Origin of the sequence: Paenibacillus sp. EKM211P, assembly GCF_011066175.1 — a bacterium.
GTDB lineage: Bacteria > Bacillota > Bacilli > Paenibacillales > Paenibacillaceae > Paenibacillus > Paenibacillus polymyxa.
On record NZ_JAAMNS010000003.1, the window covers coordinates 233,025 to 257,060 of the forward strand.

Here is a 24,036-nt window from a genome sequence, read left to right on the forward strand (position 1 = left end):
ACCTGCTAATGAACCACATGTCTAGCGTTCCCGCGGACAACCGGATATCCGTAGTTATTATCGCTCAGGATGATGGCACTCGAATTACAGCCGCCATTAAATCCTGTCAGCCCTTTGCGGACGATATCGTCGTCATTGACGGAGGGAGCAAGGACAATACGATTCAGGTAGCTGAATCATTGGGCTGTCGGGTGTTTTCCAACCCATGGCCCGGTTATGCCAAACAGCGCATGTTTGGTGTTGATAAAGCGGAATTTGATTGGATTTTCCTGATTGATACAGACGAAGTAGTGGATGCAGAGTTGCTTGGTGACTTATTGAAAGTAAAGGAAACGCTCCACGATCCGGCCAAAGCCTATTCCGTATTTCGCATTGGCGATTTTCTCGGCAAATGGATGAACAAAGGCGAGTATTTGGTTCGTTTGTACAATCGGCGAATTTATGGCATTACGAATAGTCTTGTTCATGAAATGCCGGATGTAGCCTCTTCCCAGATCATCAATCTGGAGGGCGTGTTATGGCACTATGGCTTCCGCAGCATCAGCGATCATATGACCCGTTTTAACAAATATACGGATCTGGAAGCAGAGACGGCATTTAACAAAGGAAGATCCTTTCGGATTACTAGACTGTTGTGGAGACCGCCTGCCCGCTTTGTACAGAAGTATTTTGTTCAAGGCTTATACCGCAAGGGGTTGGCGGGTTTTGCCGTAGCCGTTTTCTGGGTGATGTATGAGTTTCTCGTCTGCTTCAAGCATTATGAGTTAACCAAGCGGCGAAAAAAGATTGAAGTTGTGGATGGCGGACAAACCGAGCAGAAAGGAGAAACCAGCTATGTCGTACAATAACGGATTTCGTATTGCGGCAACCGGGCTGAGCTGGCCGTCCTTGCAGCCAGGAGGTCTCAACACATATTTCAAATCCATCTGTGAGCAGCTTACGCTAGAGCGCAATACGCTGGATGCTTTAATCTGTAGTGATGAGCAGCCTCAGGCGCCTGAACGTATTCGTATTCATTCAATTGCTAGCAAGCAGCAATCCATCTGGAAGCGTCGAGAGCTGATGCAAAAATATGCAGCAGAACTGTTCGACAAGCAACCGATAGATGTGCTGTATTCCCACTTTGCTCCCTATAGTGTCGGACCGGCACTGGAGGCGAAAAAAAGAGGAATCCCGGTCGTTACCACCTTCCACGGACCGTGGACGGAGGAAATGAAGATTGAAGGACAGGGAATTAAGCATTTTCTTAAAACGACGTTGGCCAAATCCATTGAAATGAAAGCTTATGGTTTGGCGGATAAATTTATAGTGCTAAGCGAGACTTTTCGGGATATTTTACACGAGCACTATAAAGTTCCACTTAGTAAAATTCATATTATTCCTGGTGCGGCGAATGTAGAAAGGTTCCATCCGGCAGAGGATCAGGAGGCCGTACGGAAGCGGCTGAATTTGCCGCAAAATGCGACGATTGTGCTAACCGTTCGTCGTCTTGTTAATCGCATGGGACTGCTACAGCTGCTTGAAGCATGGCGGCGAGTAACCGAGCGACACCCTGATCATCTGTTGCTGATTGGTGGGAAGGGCCCCTTGATGGAGGAATTGGCTTCCAAGGTGGCGGAATACAATCTTCATAATCACGTAAGATTGCTTGGTTATGTGTCGGATGAGGAGCTGCCCCTGTACCATCAAGCCTCGAACCTGTTCGTTGTGCCAACACAGGCACTAGAGGGTTTCGGTCTGATTACAGTCGAGGCGATGGCCTCGGGACTACCGGTGCTGGCCACTCCTGTAGGCGGCAACAAGGAAATCTTAAGAGGATTCCGTCCTGAGCTTTTGTTCCAGGGGACGGACAGTGAAGCCATTGCTGCTGGGCTGCTGCGTGTGCTGGATCATCGTGAACTTCTACCGAATGCACGGGAATGCCGGGACCATGTCCTGAGCAGATACACATGGGGACATGTAGCGGAGCAGGTAGAAGAGGTGTTCCGACAGGTCCTTGACAGAAAGGCGGCGGCGAAATGATGAGAGTAGCTTATATTGACCATACGGCAAGATGGAGCGGCGGCGAAGTCGCTTTGTATAACATCCTGACGAATATTGGGGAACATATCGACCCGCTCGTTATTTTGGCGGAGGAGGGCGATTTGGCGGATCGGCTTCGGCAGCGTGATATTGATGTGCGCATCGTTCCACTAGATGATTCGATTCGCAATCGAGGACGAAATGCTGTTAATCTGGGTGCGCCTGCAGCAGCCTTTCGGTTGCTGGCTTACGGCAGAAAACTCGCGCCATTGCTGCGTGAGGAAAAAGTCGTGTGTGTGCACACAAACTCACTCAAGTCTGCACTGTATGGTGCAGTAGCCGCCAAATCGGCGAAGCTGCCCTTGATCTGGCATATCCGTGACCACATCGGTCCGCCGTATCTGAAGCCGATTGTAGCCAAAGGGATTCGGCTCATGTCCCGCTTTTTGCCTAACGGTGTGATTGCCAATTCCAAATCCACGCTGAGTGCATTGGAATTACCCCCGGACAAAAAGACGCTCGTCGTCTACTCCGCTTTTGCCAAAGCAATTACGGCTCGTGATTCGGCTGCGCATTTGCGTGGCGATGACTCGTTTAACGTCGTATTGGTCGGCAGATTGGCGGAATGGAAGGGACAACATATTTTATTGGAAGCGGCACGTTCTTTTTTACCAGATCAGCGTGTGAAATTCTGGCTGGCTGGAGATGCGTTGTTCGGAGAAGAGGAATACAAACAACGATTGGAATCCACGATGCGCGAATATGGGTTGACCAACGTCAATCTGATGGGACACGTCGATGACATTCAGGGACTGATGCAGCGCTGTGACCTGCTAATTCATACTTCCATTACACCGGAGCCATTCGGTCAAGTCATTATTGAGGGCATGGCTGCAGGTTTGCCAGTGATCGCTTCAAACGAAGGTGGTCCCAAGGAAACGGTGGTACCTAATGAAACCGGGCTGCTCATTGAACCGGGAGACCCGGCCAAGCTGGAAGAAGCCATCCGCTGGATGCTGGAGCATCCACAGGAACGTCAGCAGATGGGTGAGAGAGGGATGGAACGGGTCAAGAAGCATTTTGTCATCGAGAACACTGTTAAGGATATAGTTCATTACTATAAGGGTTTGTTGGCAGGAGTCTGACCGACATTCGCGTTAAAGGATGATTCAGATGAAAATAGCGATAGCACATGATTACTTAATCCAAATGGGCGGAGCGGAAAGGGTAGTAGAGGTATTCCATGATATGTATCCGGAGGCTCCCATCTTCACAACGGTGTTCAGCGACGAGCGCCTGTCGCGCAACTTGAAGGATGCGGACATTAGAGCCACTTGGCTACAAAACGTCCCAGGAGTGAAGACCAATTTCAAAGGAGTGCTGCCGCTGTATCCCATCGCTATCCGTGATTTTGATTTTAGGGATTTCGACATTGTTTTAAGCTCCAGCAGCGCATTTATGAAAAGCATCCAGGTACCCAAACATACGTTTCACATTTGTTACTGTCACACACCGATGCGGTTTGCCTGGGATTACGATACATATATGGCCCGGCAGTCCAAATCCAACCTGCTCAAAAATATGCTAAAGCTGTACATGAACAGGCTGAAAACATGGGATGCCAAAACTTCTCGCAACGTAGACCAGTTTATCGCCAATTCTTCCGTCGTCAAACGGAGAATTCTGCACTATTACCAACGGGAGGCAGATGTTATTTTCCCTCCTATCAATACATCCCGTTTTAAACGTGCTACAAGCATCGGTGACTATTATCTGATCGTATCCCGATTGGTGTCTTACAAGCGTATTGATCTCGCGATCGAGGCATTCAAACGTAACGGTCTCAAGCTGCGCATCGTTGGCGAAGGACCAGATCGTAAACGACTCGAAGCCATGGCTGGCCCGAACATTGAGTTCCTCGGCAGGCTTGAGGACGAAGAGGTTAACAAGCTGATGGCCGAATGCCGGGCGCTTGTCTTTCCGGGGGAAGAGGACTTCGGTATTACGCCTTTGGAGGCGAATGCGGCTGGACGGCCAGTTATCGCTTTTCAGGGCGGGGGAGCGCTGGATACGATTGTTCCTCATGTGAACGGCGTATTTTTCCGCAAGCATCAAGTAGACGATGTGCTGGAGGCCGTCGCAAAGGTCGAGCAACATGCATGGAATGTGGACGATATCATTACCCATGCCCGCAAATTTGATGAAGATAACTTCAAGGATCAATTGAAAAAGTATGTAGAACAAGCCTATGTGAACTTTCTAAAAGGAGGATGAACGGAATGAAGCTGGCTGTAATCGGTACTGGATACGTTGGACTCGTCTCGGGTGTGTGTTTTGCGCAAAAAGGTAATGAGGTGATTTGTGTCGATCTGGAGCAGTACAAAATCGACATGTTGAACCGGGCAGAATCTCCGATCTATGAACCGGGTATTGAGGAATTGATCGCGTTGAATCTGGAAGCTGGCCGTTTGGAGTTTACCTCCGATTTGGCCGATGCGGTACGTCGCTCGGATATCGTTATTTTAGCGGTAGGTACGCCTTCACTGGCTAACGGCGAGGCGAATTTGTCTTACATTGAACAGGCGGCTGCCGATGTCGGCAAAGCCATGAACGGGTACAAGATTATTATGACCAAGAGTACCGTACCTGTCGGAACGAACGAAAAGATTAAGGATGTAGTGGCTCGACATACGAGTTTGTCTTTTGATATTGTATCCGCGCCGGAGTTCCTGAGAGAAGGCTCAGCCATCAATGATACGCTTCATCCAGATCGCATCATTATTGGTTTGGACAATACAGGTTTGCGTGAAACAATGGTCACTCTGCATCAGGTATTCACGGATAAAATCTATGTGACCGATATCCGCAGTGCTGAAATGATCAAATATGCCTCCAATGCGTTCTTGGCAACTAAAATTTCGTTTATTAACGAGATTGCTAATATTTGCGAAAAGGTTGGCGCGGACGTTACCTGTGTGGCTGAGGGTATGGGCATGGACAAACGGATCGGTTCCTCTTTCCTGCAAGCAGGGATCGGATACGGGGGCTCTTGCTTCCCGAAAGATACGAATGCGCTCATCCAAATTGCGGGTAATGTAGACTATGAATTTAAGTTGTTAAAATCGGTGGTCGAGGTGAACACTGACCAGCGTTTTATGATTGTATCCAAGCTGCGTGAATCGCTGGGTCAGCTAAACGGCGTATCGATTGGCATTTGGGGCCTCGCCTTCAAGCCTAATACAGATGACATCCGCGAAGCTCCAGCACTGGAAATCGTAGAAACGCTCATTCAGGCAGGTGCTATTGTCAAGCTGTATGATCCCATTGCGATGGATAAATTCAAGGAGCGCGTGGATCACCCGAATATTTTATGGTGCTCTTCCCCGCAGCAAGCCGCCGAAAGAAGCGATGCTGTGTGCCTGCTGACGGATTGGGAAGAGTTCAAAGAAGTTGATCTCGTGCAACTGGGCTCTATTCTACACAAGCCAGTTCTGATTGACGGTCGTAACGTATTCACCGAGGAACAGATTCAAGGCTCTGGACTGGAATACTACTCCGTGGGTCGTCCGCGGATGAGTGGATGGAACAGAGATAAAGTGGAAGTTTAAAAGTGACAGATTAAAAAGTGACTGTGGGCGGTGGGGGAGACGCTATGCGTTCCATTTGATTTTCTGATCGCTGTTGCAGTGGGATTCTCTGGATTATATAAAACATTCCAAGGTAAGAATCCCACTGCAAAGGCGAACGCTAGCGCTTCTCCAGATTCAAATGGACCGCTTCGCTGCTTTTGCCGCATAGAGTCACGGTTTTTAATCTCCCATCTTAGGGGATGGGAGTAGTAAGGGCGTATCGGAAGGAGCGGCACAGTTGAAGCCGCTCCTTCCGATTAAGGCGCCATGCGCTGTACCGCGGTGCCCCCTGTGGAGCAAGCCTATTATGTGGATACACTATGCTGCTCCTGCGGAGCAAAGAGGCCATTGCGGTTGTCGAAGGCAATCTTGGTAAGGCGTTACGAAGCGTCGATTGCTAGAAGCTTGCAAGCAAGGCAGGCAAACGCCGAGCTCCCGAACGTTTTTTACAGGCTGACCGGACTTAATAATGTCCGGTCGTGCCTTTTGCACCACAAGGTATGATCGATATGATGCATTTTTGAGTAGCGTAGGAATGGATTTGAATCCCAGTCCAACAGCGATCGTAAGGTCAAATCCAGCCCGTAGCGGGCTACTCAACCTTGCCTCATCCGATCGCCCACACATTATAGAGAGGAAGTGGAGAATTATGAAGCTCGTACTTTTGTCTGGTGGTTCCGGTAAAAGATTATGGCCGTTATCCAACGATTCCCGTTCCAAACAATTTTTGAAGGTACTGGAGAGCCCGGAAGGGATTTCGGAATCCATGGTGCAGCGGGTATGGAGACAATTGGGAGACAACGGATTATCCGAATCCTCGTTTATTGCGACAGGGAGAGCGCAGGTTGAAATGATCCAGAGTCAGGTCGGACCGAATACGCGCATCATAGTTGAGCCGGAACGCAGAGATACCTTTCCTGCGATTGCGCTGACAGCGACTTATCTATATTCCATTGCGGGTGTTTCGCCTGATGAAATTATAGCTATATTGCCTGTAGATCCTTATGTAGAGGATGCTTTCTTTGCTTCCGTTGCCCAACTGGAACATACACTTCAGGAGAGTGAAGGCAAGCTTGCATTAATCGGGGTTGTCCCTTCCTATCCTTCAGAGAAATACGGTTATATTATTCCAAAAAATGATGCCACTCAAGGTAGCACAGGCTACCGCGAAGTGAGCCATTTTCAAGAGAAACCCGACCGGGAGCAGGCGGAGCGTCTGATTGAACGCAATGCTCTATGGAACTGCGGGGTTTTTGCATTCAAATTAAGCTATTTGCTGGATATCCTGGCATCCAAGGGCCTGCCGCTGAATTATGAAGAAATGCAAAAGCAATATGCGTCTCTGGAAAAAATCAGCTTTGACTACGAAGTCGTTGAGAAGGAAAAAGACATTGTGGTGCTTCCGTACGATGGTTTTTGGAAGGATTTGGGCACCTGGAATACGCTCACAGAAGAAATGTCTAATCAGCAAGTGGGCAGAGGTGTAGTAACGGAGGATTGTGTCAATACAAGCCTTATTAATGAGCTGGACATTCCGGTAGCGATCATTGGAACGAATGATCTGATTGTAGCCGCTAGCCCAGATGGTATTCTTGTGACCAATAAGGCAGAGAGCCCACGCATCAAGGAAGTGCTCAAGGCTCATGATCAGCGTCCAATGTATGAAGAACGTCGTTGGGGGCAGTATCGAGTTGTAGACTATGTAAAGTATGACGAGGGTAATGAGGTACTTACCAAACGAATCCGCGTACACAAAGGTAAAAATATCAGCTACCAGCTTCACTTCAAACGAAGCGAAATCTGGACCATTATTAGCGGCGAAGCGGAAATTATTTTGAATGAGAAGCTGCACAAAGTGAAGGCCGGTGACGTAGTCCGTATCCCTGAAGGAACCAAGCATAGTATTTTGGCTGTAACCGATGTGGATTTTATAGAGGTGCAGACTGGCACTGAGTTGGTTGAAGAGGATATTGTACGCTTTTGCATGGATTGGAATGAAATTGCCCGTCATCAATTTATCTCATAATCGTTTTCGTAAAAACGAAATAAAGAAGATTTGATGAAAATTTATAGCCCAAACTGTCGAAATTGGGCGAAAACCTGTAAATTCATGAACATGACCTATTAAATTTTGGTAAAAAAAAGTCGATACTTAGGTTAAGAAGGAATCCAAACTCCTTCCAACGATAAACGCAGCCCTGTCGAAAGGCAGGTACGCAAAGCTAAAGGGCCTTCCCGTAAGGATGGCAGCCTGGCTACCGAAAGGAAGAGCAAAAGTGAGATTCAATTTTATTCCTCTGTATCGACTGATACGTCATGTACTCCCCGTAGTTATAATTTTTTCTTTGTTTCCCGTCGGATTTGGTGATTCTCTGTCTGTGGTGAATGCCGCTTCATTACAACCTGTTAATTCGGACGCTTGTACTCAGGCCCGTGAACTATACAATTATTTACTCAGCATCTCTGGAAAGAAAACAGTCACTGGTCAGCATGATTATTTGGAAAGTCCAGATGAATTAAGCGACAAGGTCCAAAAAATCAGCCAGGCGTATGTGGGTCTGCACGGCTATGAGATGGGAGCCATCTCTGGTCAATCTGACGCTACAGAAGCAGCACAACGTAAAAATGTCGTCGATAGCGCTATTCGTTGGAGCAGAGCAGGTGGCATTGTGACGATGACTTTTCATGAAGCGCTGCCGGGTAGACCGCTGACTTGGGCCAATGTGCAGGCCAAAGTAAGTCAGGCGGAGTTTAATAAATACGTCACGCCAGGCACTGCGCAGTATAACCTCCTCATTGCCGATCTGGATAAGGTCGCTGTATCGTTAAAGCAGCTTCGTGATGCAGGGGTTCCGGTATTGTGGAGACCTTACCACGAAATGAATGGTGACTGGTTCTGGTGGGGAAACAAAAACAATTTCAATCAGCTATGGAATATCATGTACGACCGTTTTGTTAACACGCATCAATTGAACAATCTGCTGTGGGTGTGGAGTCCAAATGCTCCCAATTCCTACACTGTCCCGTATACCCCAAAATATCCGGGGGATGACAAAGTGGATATTTTGGCAGTAGACATCTACAACAATGATTTTAAGCAAAGTCATTATGAAGGACTGCTCGAGTTGGCACGGAATAAGCCGATTGCCATTGGCGAGCACGGTGAGATACCTAGTTCTGAGGTGTTGCAGGCTCAGCCAAAATGGGTGTATTCCATGACTTGGGGCAAGATGCTGACCGAGAATAACACAACCACTCAAATACAGGATTATATGAACGATGCGAAGAGTTTGACACGGGATGATGTGAAAAATGGGCTGGAGGCCATCCAACAACCCGGAACAGATGTACCGACCTTACCGGATGAGGGACAAAGTGAGCCTCTCCCAGCTCCACCAGTAGTGATTGCTCCTCCAGCTCCGACTCTTCCTTCCGTTCCTGATGTAGTATATGTGAACGGGCTGCGGGGCGAATATTTCAACAATATGAATGTGAGCGGCAGTCCTGTTTTGATCCGTACAGACAGCAAGCTGGACTACAACTGGCGCGCCATTGCTGCTGATCCAAAGGTAAATGCCGACCAGTTCTCGGTTCGCTGGACGGGTAAAATCAAGCCACAATACTGCGAGACCTATACGTTCACAACCATATCCGATGATGGTATTCGTGTATGGGTAGACGGTAAGTTAGTGATCGATAGTTGGTTCAAACAAAGCTGGACAGAGCGAAAAGGCAGTATCGCTTTGGAAGCAGGTAAAATGGTAGATCTAAAAGTAGAATACTATGATGAAAAAGGCGATGCGATGGCACGTCTGATGTGGGAAAGTCAGCATGAAGCGAAAGCGGTGGTTCCCGGAAACGCTTTGTTTCTTCCTTGATAGATACTCTTTCCCGGTCAAAAATTTTGAGGAGAGAGGGTGTATCATATGATGAAAAAATGGTTGACCCATAGGTATACGGTCGTATTATCCGGATTACTAGGGGTCGCAGTTCTAGCCATGATCGCTTGGTTTATATACACGCCTTCAAAAAGTGTAGAATTGCAGACAGATAAGGTAGCGGCGGCCAGTCCAGTATGGAAGCTGGGTCAGAGGGATGACTCCTCAGCGGAATTTAAAGGAGTGGTCGGTAGGGATAATATCGATATTTCTGCAGCATCAGCTTCTTCCGAATCATCTGCTAAAGCAGCATTTTCGGCGTTGTCGGAAGCAGAGAGTACAACAGTTCCGGTATTGCTCAGCAGTGGAGATATTCCTCCCGGTTTGAATGCATCCACGAATCCAGAACTAACACTTCAATATAAGCTGAATCAGGTTCCTCCCAATGGTATGATATTCCGTGTTCGGATTTTGGATGCGGGCAAAGCTGTGCCGCAGATGGCTGTCTTCTCAAATCATCAGCTGTCCGGAATCATTCAGATTGCCGGGGTATCCGGTACTGGGAGTACCTATAATTTCAAAAACAACTACGAGCTGTATATCCCCAAAGAACAATTGCAAAGCGGTGTTAACGTACTCAAGCTAAAGACAGCGCGCTGCCTATACTGCTCCTCTGCGGAAGATAAAAATGTGTGGTGGACTTGGGATGACTTGAGCTTGGAGACGTTAGCTTCCCCTGCGGCCGAACCGGTACATGGGAAATATATACTGACTGGTACGAATGTGAATAATAAAGAATTTTATTATGATCAGGGTGCAGTTAAGCATCTACCATACGTTCTCAAATGGCTGGGAATTGCCTATAGCGGCAACGTCATGAGGGTAACCTGTGCCAGTAATGTAGGTAAGGCATGCACAGACGTGGATGATTACTATCAAACGTTAAAGCAGTATAATATGCAATCGTCTGCATTGTATCTATACACAGGTGATATTAAGCTGCAAAAAGATGGTACTCTGCCAGAGACGGCCAAGCAAAAGTTGCGTGATTATGTAAAAAAATACGGTTCATACCTTCAATATTATGAAGTAGATAACGAACCTGGATTGTTTAATCGCTCCAAGGCGGTAGACCTGGCTGTGGCTAAATGGTTGAATACGGAAGGCAAGCAATTGGCACCGCATCTCAAAACCGTAGCGCCGGGCTGGGCCTACTGGCCGACATACTCTACCAAGGCGTGCAAAAATCAAACCGGAGGCACGCAAAAATGCGGTGATCCGGATGGATGGGAACGAGACCCAGCGCAGCGTAAACAGCTGGAGGAAGTCACCGACCTAACCAACGGACACGCCTACGGTGAATCGTATAATGAAGAGGGCGGGGGCAGCTTCGTTCAGAATTTAAAAACCTTCGGTGGTTCGAGCAACGGACTGGCGAAAAAGATGCTAAACACGGAGTTCGGTACTAACGATACGCATCGAGACAATCCTGATTACGGGGCTAGTCAGCCACAAGCAGCTGCATTCGATCGGATTATGCGATCGCAAATCGGGTTTGCCGATATGTTTATCCAGCACGCTGCTTTTTATAAGGATTACACACTATTTAAAACGGGTTTTGATCTGCAAAGTCACAATCCGGCTAACACGGAAATTTATCCGTTTGGGCAAGGACAGGACACTCGCGTTAAGATTATGAGACGCTTGAGTCTAGCCTATGCCACGCATGGTAAACCGCTGACTTATACAATGTTGAATCCAGAGGAGACCAAGGACAAGATGGTCTATGTTCGCGCGGTGGATACGTCCAAGCTTAAACCGCTGGCAGGTAGCGGCGCTACCTCGAACAAATTGCTGGTGAACCTAGTGAACTTCGAATCCACTACGCAGACCGTTCGTGTACGGGTGACGATGCCGAAAGCTGGCTTGTACACGGGGGAACGTTTTGGGGCGGGTTCCACCTACAGTCAGGCGCAGCGTTCCATATCAGGGCTGAAGGCTTCTCCTGCCCTTGATTTTGAAGAAAAGCTGGGCCCTGGCGAATCGGTACAATATATTTTGGAATTAAAAAGTACAGATCAAACCACGGCCTCTGCCCCAACTGAGGTGAAAGCAGCCTCTATTCAGGATGGGGTGGTAAAGATTAATTGGCTTCAAGCAGAAGGCATATCTTCCTATGATGTGCTGCGTGCTGACCGGACAGACGGTGCCTATCAGGTGATTGCCTCGCAAGTAGAAGGAAGCACGTATACGGACCGCACTGTAAAAGCTGGAAGTCATTACGTCTACAAAGTCCGAGCGACCGGAGGTACTCAGGTTTCTCAGGCAGCCGAGGTCGCTTAGTTACACCGGAATGCATGTAGGACCTTACCTAATGAATATCTAACACCATTCCGAAAGAAAGCAAAAAAGAACCTATCAGGAGAAAATAGGACCTGACAGGTTCTTTTTTATTTGTAAATCGTTCTGAATTGCCAATACTTTACGTATAATGGAGAAAAAAATAAGAAAATCCTTTAATATTCTCGTCATAAGACGACAACATTGCAGGTATGTATTCATATATAATAGTTTTGTTCATGACTATACATACATGGTTTGTAGGGAATCTCTTTCTTTCCGGCGACCAAGACTAATAAAGTGAGGTTAGTGCTGAATGAACAAGGAAACAGAATTAGGGGGGAATGGCCCTCTTCTTCGAGACAACGCACGGAAAGCAGGCAAAGCAGCCATCCACTTGGACATCCGGAACATTTTGCTCCAATGTGGTATCACGACACCAGAATGGCTGGAGGGCGACGCTGATAGAACTAAGTGCCAGAAGGACAAGCGCGTGTAATTTTCGGTTGCTGGTCCTACTTAAGCCAAACATCAAGCAGCGGCGCTTTCTTTATTCCATCATTCGTTCCATTCGAACAAACGCGATAAAACGTTTGGCTTCTTCCTCAGACAAGGTGCGTCCGTCAATCGTCAGGTTAAAACGTTGCAGGATATCCTCGTCTGACAGTTCAAGCTGATCCACAAATTCCCTCACATCTGAATCCAATATGGCTGTCGGGTGGCTCGTACGTCCCACCAAATAATCGATGGTTACCTCGAAAATATCAGCGAGCTTGGTCAGGGTCTCAAAGTCTGGCTTGCGTCTATTTTTTTCATAGTGAGAAAGAGCCGCCCGCGTAATTCCGAGGGATTGCGCTAATTCCTCTTGTTTTAATCCCTTATGTTCTCGTAATTCAGCGATGCGGGTTCCATAATTCATCTGTTTTTCCTCCTGAAGGCAAGGTTAAGAAAGGTAAGAAAAGCAATTTTGCGCTTGACAAGATACAATTTGTATCATAAATTAATTATGTAAGTTACATAACGTATCCTTATTTCATAGTTTTCACTTATATCTTCATTTATATACCCTTAAGAGGCCAACGATGATTGAGCATTGTGTGCTTATTCGCTGGCTAGACCTTCTATGCGCTATTATACAACATTTTACTATAGATTAGAGGGTCATGCATCGTTCTTTTCCCCGTCATGCAGAGGATCAGTACAAGCGTTATTCACCGAAAACAAGTCAAGCAGGGAGGACTGGTCTTGTGCAGTTGAAAGAGTACATCCGTTTGATCCGCAAAAGAATGTGGTTGATTGGTAGCATTGTACTGCTGGTGTGTACTGTAGTAGGCATAAAAAATGTATATTTTACCCCGCAGGTTTATGAAGCTACCGCCAAGCTCATTATTAATCAGACACCACGACCGGACCGTGCAGGTGTCGTCGATTACAGTGTGGTGCAAACCAATATAGCTCTAACGAACTCCTATAAGCAAATTATGATCTCCTCGGCGATTATGGATCAGGTGGTCGCCAGCTTCCCCGATCTTAAGGTTACTCCGTCAGCTTTGGCGCAAAAATTAAGAGTAAACACCGCAGGTGATTCACAGGTCATGGATGTTACAGTCCGCGACTTATCGTATACGAAGGCTGTGAAAACCGTCAATGCGGTAGCCAAAGTATTCAAACGGCAAATCCCCTCTATCATGAAAATGGACAATGTCACCATCCTAAGCGAAGCCAGTCTGAATGACCCAGCAGTTCCCGTGAACAATAATCCCGCCATACAAATTTTTATTGCTTTTACCATTTCTTTATTACTGGGCATAGGCTTGGCGTTTTTGCTGGAGGTATTGGATGATACATTTAAAAATGAGGAGGATATTGAAAAAGAACTCGGCCTGCCTACCCTATCCCTGATTACAAAAATGAAAAAAGAAGATAGACGCTCTGACAGCTCTACTACAACTCCTAAACAGGTAGGTGAGGGACAATATGCCGCGATTAATCAATAATCAGCTCGTTACATCCTTGCATGCTCAGTCTTCCGTGTCGGAGGAGTACCGCATGCTTCGCACTAACATCCAGTTTTCCTCTATAGACGAGCCGATTGAGGTGATGATGGTGGCGTCCGCTCAGGCGGGTGAAGGCAGAACAGTCACGATTAGCAATTTGGCTGTAACCTATGCGCAAGAGGGAAAAAAGGTGCTCGTTATGGATATGGATCTGCGTCGGTCCTCCTTGCATCATATGTTTGGTTTGCGCAATCATACAGGGCTGACACGGGTACTTGCCAATCAACAGACATGGCAGGATGTGGTTCAGGAAACCGGGATTGATCATCTGCATGCAATCACAGCTGGACCGAATCCACCCAATCCGTCCGAGATGCTCAGTTCCCGTAGAATGAAGGCTCTACTAGTTGAGCTAAAAGAACATTATGACGTGATTCTGATGGATACGCCACCCCTGCTGCCTTTTCCGGATGGCCTCATTGTAAGTGCCATGTGTGATGGTGTCATTTTGGTAGTACAGGCAGGGAAGGTCAAAAAGGATGTCGTTAAGAAGGCGAAGGCTAATTTAGAAAGAGTTAAGGCGCGCATTCTGGGTGTAGTGCTCAATAACGTGAAGCGCCGCGCCGAGCGTGGTATGGAGGAACGCAATCTGACATGAAAAATCGGGGAAAATAAAAGTATATAAAATTCTTTTAACAATGAATAAATAATATTTATCAATAAGGAGTGAGGTGATGAGACGTGTCTTCTTCCCGCTCGAACGAGGCCAAAGTGCTGGGTGCGTCAGTAGATGTATATTCGGTCGCTCATGGGCTTGAACGACGACAAGGATGGAGCGTATATCCGTTCGTGAAGCGAAGTATGGACATTATACTGTCCTTTATTGGAATCATCGTACTGTGCCCGGTATTTCTGCTCGTCATTTTGTTGATCAAGCTGGAGGACCCCAAAGGAAGTGCATTATTTTATCAAATACGTATCGGTAAACATGAGCGACCGTTTCGCATGATCAAATTTCGTTCCATGGTGTCTGATGCCGAAGCCAGATTGTCTGCATTGCTGGTGGAAAATGAAATTGAGGGTGCGATGTTCAAAATGCGGGACGATCCCCGAATTACCCGTGTGGGTAGCTTTCTTCGCAGAACGAGCATCGACGAACTACCGCAACTCTTCAATGTACTGCGTGGGCATATGAGCCTTGTAGGACCCAGACCCCCATTGCCAAGAGAAGTCCATGATTACACCATGAGGGATAAGCTGCGTCTGACGGTTACACCGGGCTGCACCGGACTATGGCAGATCAGCGGTCGCAATCATCTAAGCTTTGACCAGATGGTAGAACTGGATTTGGAGTACATATCTAGACGCAGTTTCCGCACGGATATGATCATCATGCTGAAAACATTTCGTGTGCTGCTGGGCTCCAAGGATGCTTATTAAAGTCAATTTTAATAAAGAGGGGTAGGAGAGAAGGATGGAGCTTCATTCCAACATCTATGTGGCAGGACACAATGGGCTGGTGGGTTCCGCTATTGTTCGAGCGCTTCAGAAAGCGGGATATCGTCATATTACTACTCGCACAAGCCGTGAGCTGGATCTGCGCAATAAAGAGGCCGTAGATCATTTTTTTGATACAGAGCCCGTGGATTATGTATTTCTGGCAGCAGCCAAGGTAGGCGGGATTTTGGCGAATAACGAATATCCGGCCGATTTTATCCGTGACAATCTACTTATACAAACAAATGTGATTGATGCGGCATACCGGAAGAATGTAAGCAAGCTGTTATTTCTAGGCTCTACCTGTATCTATCCCAAATTTGCTCCACAGCCGTTGCGAGAAGAATATCTGCTTACAGGTGAGCTTGAGCCTACCAATGAGGCCTATGCGGTTGCTAAAATTGCCGGGATTACAATGTGTCAGTCCTACAACCGTCAGTATGGAACCCGTTTTATTTCGGTGATGCCTACGAATTTATATGGTCCGGGCGACAATTTTGATCTCCAAACCTCTCATGTGCTGCCTGCGCTGATCCGCAAGTTTCATGAGGCAAAGCTGAATCAATCTCCGACTGTAGAAGTATGGGGCTCCGGTACGCCTCGGCGAGAATTTCTTCATTCGGATGATTTGGCTGATGCCTGTCTATTTCTGATGAATAACTATGAGGGGAATGAGATTGTAAATATCGGTGTGGGTGAGGATATTTCCATCCGTGAGCTGGCTGAACGAGTCAAGAATGTAGTCGGCTATGAGGGCGAAATTACTTTTAATACATCCGTTCCTGACGGAACGCCGCGTAAGTTGGTAGATGTATCCCGGATTTCCGGGCTGGGCTGGTCGGCGCGTATTTCACTAGAAGAAGGATTAAGGTCTGTATACCAGGCGTTTCAAGGTCTGGATCTGGTTGAACAATAAATAACGGTGGGGGAATTGGAATGAAAAAAGCGCTGATCACTGGGATTACCGGACAAGACGGGTCTTATCTAGCTGAGTTGCTGCTGTCCAAGGATTATGAGGTGTACGGGGTGCGCAGACGAACCAGCACACCGAACTTTGAAAATGTAGCGCATATCCAGAATGACATTCACTGGCTTTCCGGTGATATGACCGATCTGGCTTCGCTGATCGAAGCCGTCCGTCAGTCCGACCCGGATGAGGTCTATAACTTGGCTGCTCAATCCTTTGTAGCGGCCTCATGGCCGCAGCCCTTGGCTACTGGGCAAATCACAGCATTATCTGTTACCAATATGCTGGAGGCGGTTCGAATTGCCAAGCCGGATGCACGCTTTTATCAGGCTTCAAGCAGCGAGATGTTCGGTAAGGTACTGGAGACGCCGCAGACAGAAACGACCCCATTTTACCCACGTAGTCCTTATGGTGTAGCCAAGGTGTACGGCCATTGGATTACAGTCAACTACCGCGAAAGCTTTGATATGTTTGCTTGCTCCGGTATTTTGTTCAATCACGAATCGCCTCGCCGAGGGCTGGAGTTTGTAACACGCAAAGTGTCGGATGCAGTAGCTCGTATCAAGCTGGGATTGCAGCAGGAGCTGCGCATGGGGAATTTGGATTCACTGCGAGACTGGGGTTTTGCAGGGGATTATGTAAAGGCGATGTGGCTGATGCTTCAGCAGGATCGACCAGATGATTACGTGATTTCTACAGGAGAAATGCATTCTGTGCGTGAACTGCTGCAAATTGCTTTTTCTCATGTAGGTTTAAATTACGAAGATTATGTCGTGATTGATCCGCAATTTGTTCGACCGGCAGAGGTAGATCTATTGCTTGGCGATTGTGCCAAGGCGAAAGAAAAGCTGGGCTGGCGATTGGAAGTCGGCTTCGACCAGCTCGTTCGTATGATGGTGGATGCAGACTTGGAGCGTGTAAAAAGGCAGGCTGCAGTTGAAGCTTCTGTCGTCGTGTAAGAGGTGGAGAGGCCGCCCGCCTGGCCGGGGGGTCTCTTCGTTGTACATGATTTCAGCTGTATGACAGATCAACAGATCATAAAGCAATGTTTAAGGTCATTTTTCAAGATGGAGTAGAACCTATGACATTAGTCAAGAAACGTGCCAAACCGCGCAGAAGCTTGCTGGTGAATACATCCTGGCTGTTCGGTGACAAAATGATTCGCATGGTGTTCGGGCTGGCAGTCAGCATCATCATGGCGAGAGTGTTGGGACCAGAGGAACTGGGAAAATGGAATTATGCGGAATCCTTTTTCGGGATGTTCCTGATTTTCACGACCCTTGGCTTTGATTCTATATTAGTACGCGATCTTGTCAAACACCCCAAGGATGAGCACGAGCTATTGGGTACGGCGGTTCTGCTGAAGTTGTTAGGTACTTTGGTAGCCATTGTACTGTCCTATTCCTTTATTTCACTGCTCAGACCGGAAGACAGTTCAGTGCGGTTAATCAATCTGATCCTGGCTACGGCCTCGGTAATTCAGTTGTTTGATATTATCGACTACTGGTTCCGTGCGCAGATGTTGTCCAAATATACGGTTGTTGCCAAGAATACCGCCTTTGTCCTCGGTTCCACCGTCAAAATCATTCTATTATTGTCCGGTATTCCAGTTTGGGCAGTGGCGTTGTGTGCTCATGGAGAGTTTCTGCTGGGAAGCCTGCTGCTGCTGTATTTCTTCCATAAGGAAGGGCGGCGTGTGAACAAGTGGACGTTCCGCTTCGCAACTGCTCGGCGAATCATGAATCACAGCTGGCCGCTTATTTTGTCCTCCTCCGCTGTATATGTACAGGCACGGATTGATCAGGTCATTATCGGAGAATTGTTGGGAAACGAGGCTGTCGGGCAATACTCCGTTGCACTCCGACTCATCGAGGTGCTGGGCTTTATCCCGGTCGTGCTAACGACAGCTTATGCCCCGGTGGTGACGCGTTCCAAGCAGAAAGGAAGCGACGAATACAGACGGACGTTGTCTAACGTGTATCGGCTGATGTTTATATGCTTTCTTGTGACCTCAGTCCCCTTATTTTTTCTATCCCAATGGGTAGTCGTTGTGCTGTATGGGAGAGAGTTTGGTGAAGCAGGCTCGCTGTTGTCACTGTTTGCGATTCGTCTATTTTTCACCAACTTTAGTGTCGCCAAAAGCTTGTTTATCACCAATGAAAATTTGTTCAAATACACGCTGCTGACCTCGATAATAGGTGCGGTTACGAATATAGCTTTCAATTACGCGCTGATCCCATGGCTTGGTGTTCGAGGGTCCTTAGTGGCGACGATTTTGTCCTTTACGATATCTGTATTTCTATTGGATTTGTTGTTTAAGGAAGTCAAAGCCAATTTGGGTTGGATGATGAAGTCAATCCTGACCTTCTGGCATGTTCATATTACAGTACCGAAAGTTGGAGAGAACAATCATGATACCGATTAAACCATTTGTTCGGCATGAGGAACAGTGCCTGCATTGTGGAGACACGTTACGTGCTGGAGAGGTGCTGTGGCAGGGAATCCACGTATGTGTCAGTACTAAGTGTGAGGGTTGCGGACGTGAATATCTCGAGGACATGAGGGTTGGTCATGCGACGTATTCACCTTATCGTGTAGAAATGCCTGACTATATCCTGACCGGTAATGCGAAGTCAAGAAAATGGCTCGGAGAGCCTCTGCGGCAATCGTTGATGAATCCTTCCTATGATTTGGCAGTCGGTATGACCGTGTATAAAAAGAAAGCTTCTTCGCGTGTGATCATCATCAACACTATAGATTATTTATATGGTCATGCGTTGCTCAAGCTGCTGAATGTTCAGCGTGAATATGAGCAATCGCCGGAACTGGGGATCATCGTTATTGTACAAAAATCGCTGGAGTGGATGGTGCCGGCATATGTGTCAGAAATTTGGACTGTCGATGTCCCGTTCAACAAGGCGCGAAACTTTTATCCTCTGCTACATCATCGGATGATTGAGGAATTGATACGTTTTGATGAGGTGTATGTCAGTCCGTCATATTCACATCCCAGCCAATTTGAGATTGAACAATTTACAGGGATCTCCCGTTATGACGAGGAACGTGAGCGGAAGCCACGCATTACCTTTGTATGGAGGGAAGACCGCATGTGGAGCGGCAGCCATCATATTGCCAGAGCAGTGCAAAAATTTCCGAAGCTCAAACGTGGCCTGAAACCGCTAATTTATCATCAACGCAGCAAAATCATTGGACTGTTCCGCAGACTGAGAGAAAGCTTCCCTGATCATTGCTTTACAGTTGCGGGACTTGGGCGCACGGGAAGCTTCCCAGCATGGATTGCTGACGAGCGCGTCTCACGCTTCGATCGGGATAGTGAAAAGCGGGTATGCGAGGTATACGCAGCCAGCCGATTAGTCATTGGTATTCATGGCTCCAATATGCTGCTGCCTTCTGCACATGCAGGTATGACGATTGATTTGATGCCTAAGGACCGATGGGGCAATTATGCCCAGGACATTTTATTTCACGAAACGGATCATCGGCTTACAGCCTACAAATATCGCTTTGTACCGATGGAATCGAGCGTGAGCTTGGTAGCGGATATGGCAGCCGCCCAGCTTAAAGGGGCAGACCATTTTAATATGCAGATGATGGAGGAAAGGCAGCGGCAGGGGGAACATTCAAGTTGGAGGGGAAAGGCCGCTACGGGAAGGATTTGATCTTGAAGCGGCTATTGTGGATGGAAGCCCTACAGAGGGCGGAATCCCACGGGGAATATGCTTTCGAAGCGAGCTTTCCTTCGGAAAGCTTTGAGGCGAACGCTGACGATTCTCCAGATTCAAATCCTTACTCTCCGCTACCCGCTACCCACCGTCGCCAAAAAAGATTTTCCCCCAGCCTATAAGGTGGGGGAGGGTAAGAGCCGCCTGGCAATAGCTTCGCCCTATCGCCGCGAACTTCACGCCGGGCATGTGTGCCGGTGTATTAATGCTCTGTATAGTCCTCTCTCAAGGTGAGAGAGCTTGATGAATAGTACTCACAGCAAGCAACAATCAAGCCTAGTTAGGGCATCTTGGTCAGCCTAGCAGTAGTATAGCCATGCTTGCTTGACTTGTGAGCGTGCCATAACGTGCCAAGCTTACAAGTCGTTTGACGAAGTCAACGCCCTGCATGCATTCGCTCACGTATTATCCGTGCAGCGATGGCACTTCATGCCCAGCATTCCCTTTTTTAAGATGGGGTGACTTTATGGAAACGGCGGTCAGCAGCGGAGTGGATGGAATCGTTCTGAAGAAGCGATAGCGTTCGCCTTTATCCCCGGATTTTACCCTTTAAAGGGTTTATATAAATCAGATGAAATCCGGGGATAACAGCGATCGGAAGAATGATCCATCCGCGTAGCGGACTCTAACCCCCGCGTGCCATAACTCACCCAATATGAAATGGCAGGAGTACTGATGATGATTCCAAAAATATTGTATCTTCGCAACTTTGCCAGCAAGGTGAATGGAGCCTCATACAATTTGCAGGAAGTCGGCTTGGGCAAAGCGCTCGTCCGTAAAGGTTACGATTGCGATATTGTTTACTACAACGATCGTAAGGAGACCCATCTGGAACAAGTCTATCGTCACGCAGGCTGCACCTTGCGCATTATCTGGCTGCACGGTTTCAAGTTTTTAAGCAACAGCATCTACAGAGATGTTCTCAAAGATTCTTTTCTGGCAGCTTATGATCTGGTTATTACTACAGAATACAACCAGATCATGACCTACCTGCTTTCCCGCAAATGTCCCGATAAGCTGGCGCTGTATCACGGTCCATACCGGGATAATACGCATGCGCTGATCCGCAAACTGTACGATGTTATGCTGCTGCCTAAGGTGACAAAGTCTCTACGCCGAACCTATGTCAAATCCGATCTTGCCAAGCGCTATCTGGAGAATAAAGGCTTTGACAACGTGATAACGATTGGGGTCGGACTGGATCGCAGCAATGTAGAGAGAGGATTCAACAGTGACGACCAAAGCGGAGAGCGTGAGGAAAACCGTGAGGTTGCGAATGAACTGCGTCGGATCGGTAATCGTCCGGTGTTGCTGTATGTCGGTGTGCTGGAGGAACGGAGAAATATACGTTTTATGCTGAATACGTTCAAAAGAGTACTCCAAAAGCATCCCGGCTGCCTTTTGTTAATGGTTGGGGATGGACGAAAGATAGATACCGATCGTTATTGGGCTTATGCTGAGCAACTGGGGTTGACGGATAGTATTATACATTTTCCAAGAGTGGAGCAACGTCATCTGTGGCAGATTTACGGAGCAGCGGATGTGATGCTGTTTCCGACCCAATACGATATTTTTGGCATGGTGCTGCTGGAAAGCATGCTGTTCCGTGTCCCGATTATTTCTTCGGTGAACGGTGGCTCGGTTACCTTGATTGAGGACGGAGTGAGCGGAGTGATGCTGAGAAGCTTTTCGGAGGAGGAATGGGCTGGTCGTATAGGCACATTGCTGGATGATGCTGGGCTTAGACGAAGTCTGGCCGAGCAAGCGTTTCTTACGCTCGAGCGTATGTCGTGGGATCGGATTGCGGATGAAATCATAAGCCAGCAGCGGATCAAACCCATAAGCTCCAATCACGCTATGCAATCAACACAGGAAAGTGGGGCGGCCACGTGAGTCAACAGGTTAGCAGACGAATGGCCCCGCCTGTAAGCAAAGTACTGATCATCCATAACTTTTATCAGCAAAGTGGGGGAGAAGACAAGGTTGTCGAGCAGGAATCGGCTATGCTGCGTTCCAGAGGAATAGAGACGGAGCATTACTATGTGCATAACGACAGCATTCAAAGCAAAGGATTGGCCAACATGGCAAAGCTGGCGGTAGAGGCAGCCTGGTCCTTCCCAGAATTCAAAAGGATCAAAGAGCTGCTTTTGCGGGTGAAACCGGATGTGGTACATGTGCATAATTTTTTTCCGGTCATATCCCCATCGGTCTATCATGCCTGTGAACGGCTGGGGGTTCCGGTTGTCCAGACACTGCATAATTACAGGCTGATTTGTCCGGCGGCAACCTTTATGCGAGGGAATGAAGTTTGTGAAAAATGCCTGCACGGCACGCTGCTGCACTCCATCCGTCATGGATGTTACCGAGGCTCACAGCTGCAGACGATTCCGGTGGCGGCGATGATTAAGTTCAACGAGCTGATCGGCACATGGCAGCACAAGGTAAGTCGCTATATTGCGCTGACGGAGTTTGCACGGGACAAATTTGCTGAAAGCGGCATTCCGCTGGATCGCATCGCAGTAAAACCGAATTTTATCCATCATCAAACAGTCAAAGCCAAGTATGACCCCAATGATCGTTATTTGTTGTTCGTGGGCCGGATTTCAGCTGAAAAAGGGGTTCGCAATCTGTTGCAGGCCTGGTCACAGCTGGAAGATCGAGGTGGATTGAGACTGGTCATCATTGGCGATGGTCCGCAAAAGGCTGAACTGGCTGCTGCTTATTCGCAGGAAGACATTCGGTTTCTCGGCAAGCAGGATGGAGACACGGTGCTGGATTGTATGAGCCGAGCCATGTATGTGATGGTGCCTTCCATTTGGTATGAAGGTTTTCCGATGACGATTGTAGAGTCCTATTCCGTGGGAACGCCGGTATTGTGCAGCCGAATTGGCGCATTGGAGGAAGTCGTGGAGGACGGAGTGACGGGTTTCCATTTTCAACATGATGATCTGGAAAATATAAAGACCGTGATTCGCCGTGCAGTAGCCTATGAGAACTATGCAGCTATGAGACAGAAAGTGGCGGAAAACTATGCAGCACACTATACGGAAGAAGTGAATGTGAAGCAACTGCTGGCGATATATAGCGAGGCCATGGAGGAATGTGATTATGAAGCAGCTGCCCCAGTATAGAGTCGGAAGGATTGCGAGCACAGATGTTGCAGCGCTGACGTTTCAGGAGACGGTACATACGCTGGAACGATGGGCAGTCGGACGAAAGGACAGCTATGTATGTATTTGCAACACCCATTCCATTGTCACGGCCGGGAATCATCCCGAGTTCCACGAAGCGCTCACTCAGGCTGATTTGTGTACTCCAGACGGTATGCCACTGGTATGGGCACTCAAGCTGTACGGGTTCGAGCGTCAGGATCGAGTAGATGGTCCCAGTTTGATGCTCAAGTTGTGCGAACGTGCGCCACAAACGGAGGTGAGCGTATATTTTTACGGCAGTACGCCGGATACGCTGGATAGCTTAAAAGACAGGGTAGGACAGGATTACCCTGGAATTCGTATCGCGGGCAGCTTTTCACCGCCATTTCGTGAACTTCAGCCAGAGGAGGAGAAGCGGATCATTGAGGAAATCAATGCTTCAGGTGCGCATCTCATATTCGTCAGTCTGGGCTGTCCGAAGCAGGAAATCTGGATGCATCGCAACAAGGATCGTATCCGTGGCGTGATGGTTGGAGTAGGGGCTGCCTTTGACTATATTACAGGCAAGGTTCGCAGACCGCCGCTAATGATACAAAGGTTGGGACTGGAGTGGCTGTACCGTCTGCTCTGTGAGCCAAAGCGTTTATGGAAGAGGTATGCCTATAACAATCCAATGTATATCTATCGTTTTCTCAAATCCTATCGGCATAATAAAAGGCTCACGCTCTATCATAATCGGCATACAGGGAGAGGCGTAGAGAAGTGAAGCAGGGCAAAAGTACAGTGAAATGAGACAGCATGTAAAAGGGGG

General features: G+C 47.8%; 19 protein-coding genes and 1 riboswitch. Of the genes, 18 read left to right on the forward strand and 1 reads right to left on the reverse strand.

The window, feature by feature from the left end; genetic code table 11:
- The first annotated feature begins 8 nt into the window (after positions 1–8).
- The 8 genes from G9G57_RS06955 to G9G57_RS06990 all read left to right on the forward strand — a co-directional run bounded on the left by G9G57_RS06955 (position 9) and on the right by G9G57_RS06990 (position 11,872).
- Positions 9–848, forward strand: coding sequence for a glycosyltransferase family 2 protein (locus G9G57_RS06955; RefSeq protein WP_016821253.1), 840 nt, complete (start codon positions 9–11; stop codon positions 846–848).
- On the forward strand, positions 835–2,022 hold the full coding sequence (locus tag G9G57_RS06960; RefSeq protein ID WP_017426458.1) for a glycosyltransferase family 4 protein: 1,188 nt from the start codon (positions 835–837) through the stop codon (positions 2,020–2,022). Before G9G57_RS06955 ends, G9G57_RS06960 begins: the two co-directional genes overlap by 14 nt.
- Entirely contained in the window at positions 2,019–3,167 is a 1,149-nt protein-coding gene (locus tag G9G57_RS06965) for a glycosyltransferase family 4 protein (RefSeq protein ID WP_016821251.1), read from the forward strand. Before G9G57_RS06960 ends, G9G57_RS06965 begins: the two co-directional genes overlap by 4 nt.
- 28 nt (positions 3,168–3,195) lie before the next feature.
- Positions 3,196–4,296, forward strand: a complete 1,101-nt coding sequence (locus tag G9G57_RS06970; RefSeq protein WP_025364260.1) for a glycosyltransferase — start codon at positions 3,196–3,198, stop codon at positions 4,294–4,296.
- 5 nt (positions 4,297–4,301) lie between these two features.
- Positions 4,302–5,630, forward strand: coding sequence for a UDP-glucose dehydrogenase family protein (locus G9G57_RS06975; protein WP_153794517.1), 1,329 nt, complete (start codon positions 4,302–4,304; stop codon positions 5,628–5,630).
- Between the two features lie 670 nt (positions 5,631–6,300).
- Positions 6,301–7,677 (forward strand): sugar phosphate nucleotidyltransferase, encoded by a 1,377-nt coding sequence (locus G9G57_RS06980; RefSeq protein WP_045244088.1) that lies wholly within the window; start codon positions 6,301–6,303, stop codon positions 7,675–7,677.
- Between the two features lie 155 nt (positions 7,678–7,832).
- Positions 7,833–7,914: riboswitch (cyclic di-GMP riboswitch) on the forward strand.
- A 13-nt stretch (positions 7,915–7,927) separates the two neighbouring features.
- The gene (locus G9G57_RS06985) at positions 7,928–9,529 is read left to right on the forward strand and encodes a glycosyl hydrolase (protein ID WP_113050678.1); all 1,602 of its coding nucleotides are present in this window, start codon (positions 7,928–7,930) and stop codon (positions 9,527–9,529) included.
- 48 nt (positions 9,530–9,577) lie between these two features.
- On the forward strand, positions 9,578–11,872 hold the full coding sequence (locus tag G9G57_RS06990) for a hypothetical protein (RefSeq protein ID WP_153794656.1): 2,295 nt from the start codon (positions 9,578–9,580) through the stop codon (positions 11,870–11,872).
- Between the two features lie 547 nt (positions 11,873–12,419).
- On the opposite strand, the gene G9G57_RS07000 is transcribed toward G9G57_RS06990, so the two are convergent.
- The gene (locus G9G57_RS07000; RefSeq protein ID WP_016821244.1) at positions 12,420–12,788 is read right to left on the reverse strand and encodes a helix-turn-helix domain-containing protein; all 369 of its coding nucleotides are present in this window, start codon (positions 12,786–12,788) and stop codon (positions 12,420–12,422) included.
- Between the two features lie 328 nt (positions 12,789–13,116).
- On the opposite strand from G9G57_RS07000, the gene G9G57_RS07005 reads away from it, so the two are divergent.
- From G9G57_RS07005 to G9G57_RS07050, 10 genes are all read left to right on the forward strand, one after another.
- A complete protein-coding gene (locus G9G57_RS07005; protein ID WP_016821243.1) occupies positions 13,117–13,866 on the forward strand; it encodes a YveK family protein in 750 nt (249 codons plus the stop codon).
- Positions 13,847–14,524, forward strand: a complete 678-nt coding sequence (locus G9G57_RS07010; protein WP_016821242.1) for a CpsD/CapB family tyrosine-protein kinase — start codon at positions 13,847–13,849, stop codon at positions 14,522–14,524. The genes G9G57_RS07005 and G9G57_RS07010 overlap by 20 nt, the downstream gene beginning before the upstream one ends.
- 83 nt (positions 14,525–14,607) lie before the next feature.
- Complete coding sequence (locus tag G9G57_RS07015) at positions 14,608–15,306, forward strand: sugar transferase (RefSeq protein WP_102998587.1); 699 nt, start codon at positions 14,608–14,610, stop codon at positions 15,304–15,306.
- A 34-nt stretch (positions 15,307–15,340) separates the two neighbouring features.
- Complete coding sequence (locus G9G57_RS07020) at positions 15,341–16,279, forward strand: GDP-L-fucose synthase family protein (RefSeq protein ID WP_016821240.1); 939 nt, start codon at positions 15,341–15,343, stop codon at positions 16,277–16,279.
- Positions 16,280–16,299: 20 nt separating this feature from the next.
- Complete coding sequence (gene gmd / locus G9G57_RS07025) at positions 16,300–17,289, forward strand: GDP-mannose 4,6-dehydratase (RefSeq protein ID WP_025364263.1); 990 nt, start codon at positions 16,300–16,302, stop codon at positions 17,287–17,289.
- 122 nt (positions 17,290–17,411) lie between these two features.
- Positions 17,412–18,755 carry a flippase gene (locus G9G57_RS07030; protein ID WP_126666712.1) on the forward strand — a complete coding sequence of 448 codons (1,344 nt, stop codon included), beginning with the start codon at positions 17,412–17,414 and terminating at the stop codon, positions 18,753–18,755.
- Positions 18,742–20,010: a hypothetical protein gene (locus G9G57_RS07035; RefSeq protein ID WP_164964702.1), complete on the forward strand. Its 1,269-nt coding sequence runs from the start codon at positions 18,742–18,744 to the stop codon at positions 20,008–20,010. Before G9G57_RS07030 ends, G9G57_RS07035 begins: the two co-directional genes overlap by 14 nt.
- Before the next feature lie 741 nt (positions 20,011–20,751).
- Entirely contained in the window at positions 20,752–21,966 is a 1,215-nt protein-coding gene (locus G9G57_RS07040) for a glycosyltransferase family 4 protein (protein ID WP_102998583.1), read from the forward strand.
- Positions 21,963–23,204: a glycosyltransferase family 4 protein gene (locus tag G9G57_RS07045; protein ID WP_102998582.1), complete on the forward strand. Its 1,242-nt coding sequence runs from the start codon at positions 21,963–21,965 to the stop codon at positions 23,202–23,204. Before G9G57_RS07040 ends, G9G57_RS07045 begins: the two co-directional genes overlap by 4 nt.
- On the forward strand, positions 23,182–23,991 hold the full coding sequence (locus G9G57_RS07050) for a WecB/TagA/CpsF family glycosyltransferase (RefSeq protein ID WP_025364267.1): 810 nt from the start codon (positions 23,182–23,184) through the stop codon (positions 23,989–23,991). The genes G9G57_RS07045 and G9G57_RS07050 overlap by 23 nt, the downstream gene beginning before the upstream one ends.
- Positions 23,992–24,036: the final 45 nt, after the last annotated feature.